Annotated in this window: 2 protein-coding genes and 1 pseudogene; 1 reads left to right on the top strand and 2 read right to left on the bottom strand. The window is 63.1% G+C overall.

Annotation, left to right across the window (positions count from 1 at the left end):
• Positions 1–972, top strand: a 972-nt coding sequence (locus tag AC1D2K_RS32355) for an HAD family hydrolase (protein ID WP_478094234.1), incomplete at its 5' end; no start/stop codon positions are given.
• 3 nt (positions 973–975) lie between these two features.
• Here AC1D2K_RS32355 and AC1D2K_RS32350 read toward each other — a convergent pair.
• Positions 976–2,616, bottom strand: coding sequence for an alkaline phosphatase family protein (locus AC1D2K_RS32350; protein ID WP_478094232.1), 1,641 nt, complete (start codon positions 2,614–2,616; stop codon positions 976–978).
• A gap of 160 nt (positions 2,617–2,776) precedes the next feature.
• Positions 2,777–3,317 (bottom strand): annotated as a pseudogene (locus tag AC1D2K_RS32345) (acyl-CoA dehydrogenase); the annotation flags it as partial.

Here is a 3,317-nt window from a genome sequence, read left to right as displayed (position 1 = left end):
GTTCGGCACTGCGGCCAGGAAACTCAAGGCGTGGAATTTCAAGGAGCGGGCATGAATCCGAAGAGGCTTTCCAGTTGGAACGACGGTCCGTCGCGCACTGCGATCGTGGACTTCGTCGAAAGGATTACCCGGTCGGGCAGTTCCGATTTCGTGCCGCCGTCCGATCGGATCGCGACCTTCGACAACGACGGCACCCTTTGGTGCGAGCGCCCCCTCCAGGTCCAGTTCTTCTTTGCGCGGGCACGCCTAGAACAGTTGGCGCAAGCGGATCCATCGTTTCGAACACGCGATCCGTTCAAGACCTTCCTCGAGCACGACATGACCAAGATCCCGGCCCTCGAGAAAGAGGACCTGCTGCACCTTGCAGCAACCGTGCACTCGGGCACGACGGTGGACGAGTTTGGTCAACTCGCCCGGCAGTGGCTCGCTTCTGCCAGGAATCCGACGCTCGGGCRCCCCTTCACCGAGTTGACATACAAGCCACAGATTGAACTGCTGCACTTCCTGCGCGAAAACGGGTTCAAGACCTTTGTCGTCTCCGGCGGTGGCATCGACCTCATGCGCGCGTGCAGCGAAAGGCTCTACGGGGTGGCGCGAGATGAAGTGATCGGCAGCAGCATGAAGACGCGGTTCGAGATGCGCGACGGACGGGGCGAACTGGTCAAGCTGGCCGAAATCGAAAGCTTCAGCGACCGTGAGGTCAAGGTGAACAGCATTTCCCGCCATATAGGTCGTCGTCCGATCCTCGCCTTCGGGAATTCCGACGGTGATCTCGCGATGCTGAGGTACACGCAAACAGGCGAGGGGCCGCGCCTGGCGCTGCTGTTGCACCATGACGACCCGGAAAGAGAATTCGCCTACGACCGCGACTTCCCCCTCAGCCCGCTGGCGGAAGCACTCGATCACGCGGACGAGTACGGCCTCCAGGTGGTCAGCATGAAGCGCGACTGGGCGCAGGTCTTTTCGGGTTGAAGATCAAGCTTTGGTCCGCAACCCCGGGAAGAGCTTGAACGCATCGTCGCGAATCATTTCAATGGCCTCTGCGCCCGTCAGCTGGGCATCCGGCGAGATAGTCGGCACCGTTGCGCCCAACATTTTCTCCAACGCCAAGATGCTATGCACCAGTGCCTTGCCGAGCGGCGACAGTGGCAGATCCGGAGGAAGCAGGGCGACGTCGAACTTCGGAACCGGCCGGGGGGCGACGTCAGGCCATTGATCCGGTGTCCTCGGCTTGCCGAGCGAAAGAACAGGGGCGAGGTCCGGCGCCGAGGCGTCGCGTGCGGTGAGAGGGCGCCCGAGCGACCACCGCTTGCGCAGGGTCTGGATCACGGAGGTGTGGCGATATTCATCGTTGACCACGGTGCGCTCGGGAACCCATGCCGAGATTCCGATGGCGGGCACCCGCGCGCCAGATCGATTGAACGTGAACCCCATCTGGCCGGCCGGTGCCGAGCGGTTCGGCGGCACGGCGGACGGAGGCGGTACATGGTCGTAGGTGCCGCCCGATTCGTCGAAGGCGACCAGCAGGAACGTGTTGAGGTAGTTCGATCCGCTCGACGATGTCGACGAGCGGACCGCGTCGTAGACCGTTGCCAGCAGCGCGTCGCCACCCAGCAGAGAGGACGGCGGATCGTACGGCAGGCCGTGCATCAGCGCCGAGATCGGCGGGTGCATGTCATTGTGGCCATGCCACAGGTTCGGTTCGATGAACGAGTAGGTCGGCAGGCGGCCTCTTCTGGCGTCCTCGAGGAAATCGGCCACCGTCGAGAAGTTGGTCGCGAAGCGGTTGCGCAATCGCGAGGCGTGAATGATCCCCGTGAAGGAGGCTGGGCTTGGCGCATCGCAGTAGACGCGCCATGTCAGTCTCTTGGCCTCCAGGCGTTCGAAGAGCGTCTCTGCCTTGTTGTGAACGGGAAAGGAGTCGGGAGGGGACATGTTGACGACGTATCCCGAAGCCGTACCCGCATGGAAGAACGAGCGATTGGTGAAAGTCTGCGACGGCACCTCGCAGAACCAGTGGTCGAAGACGGCGAAGCCACGAGCCAGCGCCGACATCACCGGCATCTGCTCCGGCGCGTACCCCGTCATGATCTGCGCGTACTCGTCGTAGGTGGGCTGCCGCTTCATCTCGGCCGTGAAGGCGCTGATGTAGTCCATCACGAATCCATCCATCGTGGGCTGCCGGCGCGGATCGCTCGGCGCGTTGTACGGAGCCACCATGCGCGCCAGCGGCATGAACCGGTTCTTCGGGTCCAGGGTTCCGTACAGATCCGTGTTGATATGCGGGTACTCCTCGCCCGGATCCGGCTGCGGCGTGTTCATCGTGGACGACATGACGTAGGGCACGAACTTGCGCTCGGCTCCATGCTCGGCCCATTCCGGGATGGGGTTCTTGAGATCCTTGCCGATCACCCCGTCGAAGGACTTGACGTCGCCCGGTGCGTAGAGGCGACCCAGCAGATTGTCGAATGAGCGGTTCTCGAACATGAGAACGACCACGTGGTCGAGCGCCTTGCGCCGGTCGCTGCTGGACCCTTGAGCCCGAGTGATCTCGGGGAAGGCAACGGTGGCAGCTGCCGCACCGACGATCTCGATCACCTTGCGCCGTGTTGTCATGGCTCACCTCGCTGGCCTGAATTTCGACCGAAACCGCGCGCTCCGAGGCGATCTTTTGGGTCGCAGAGCTGAAGACTAGCTTCGTTGCGCCGTTTGACAATCCCAGCGCCCACGTAGTCCACGTACGTGGACCTGTGTCGATCTCGGCGTGCGTGTCAACTCAGGGGTTCATCTCATACGCGCCCGCCAGGCTGCGCGCCTGCCCCCAGACCGTCTCGAAGCGGGCGCGATCCGCTGCAGGGCGGCGGATGCATCTCTGCGCGGCGGACTGCTGCGCGTCCGTTGCCGATGGCTTGTTGAACAGCATGAGGGCGGAGCCTGAGAAGTCGCGCACAAGCACATCGAAGATCTGATCCACAAGCGCCGTCTCGGTGCCTGCGATCGCGGCCTGCTGGAGGATCAGTTCGGCATACGGCACCAGCGTGAACATCTCCCCAATCGCGAGCATGAAGTCCAGATCCTTCTGCTGCGAGGGTGACGGCGCAGCGCCGCCGAACATGGATCGCAGCGCATCGATCTGTTCGGTGAACACGGCGACGTTCGGCACGTGAGCGAAGCTGGCAAAGACCGGCCGCCAGTCATGAAAACGCACCTTTTGCAAGCCCTTGGTCGGCCCCTGGCGAAACAGGAACTCATCGTCCACGGCATCCCTGCGCGTCGGCACCTCGTTGAGCGCCGGGCTGGCATTGCCCGGGTTGAGC

Source organism: Variovorax sp. P1_H12_2, assembly GCF_056405335.1.
Note: the sequence above shows the minus strand (reverse complement) of the source record. Positions and strands in the feature narration are given on the sequence as shown.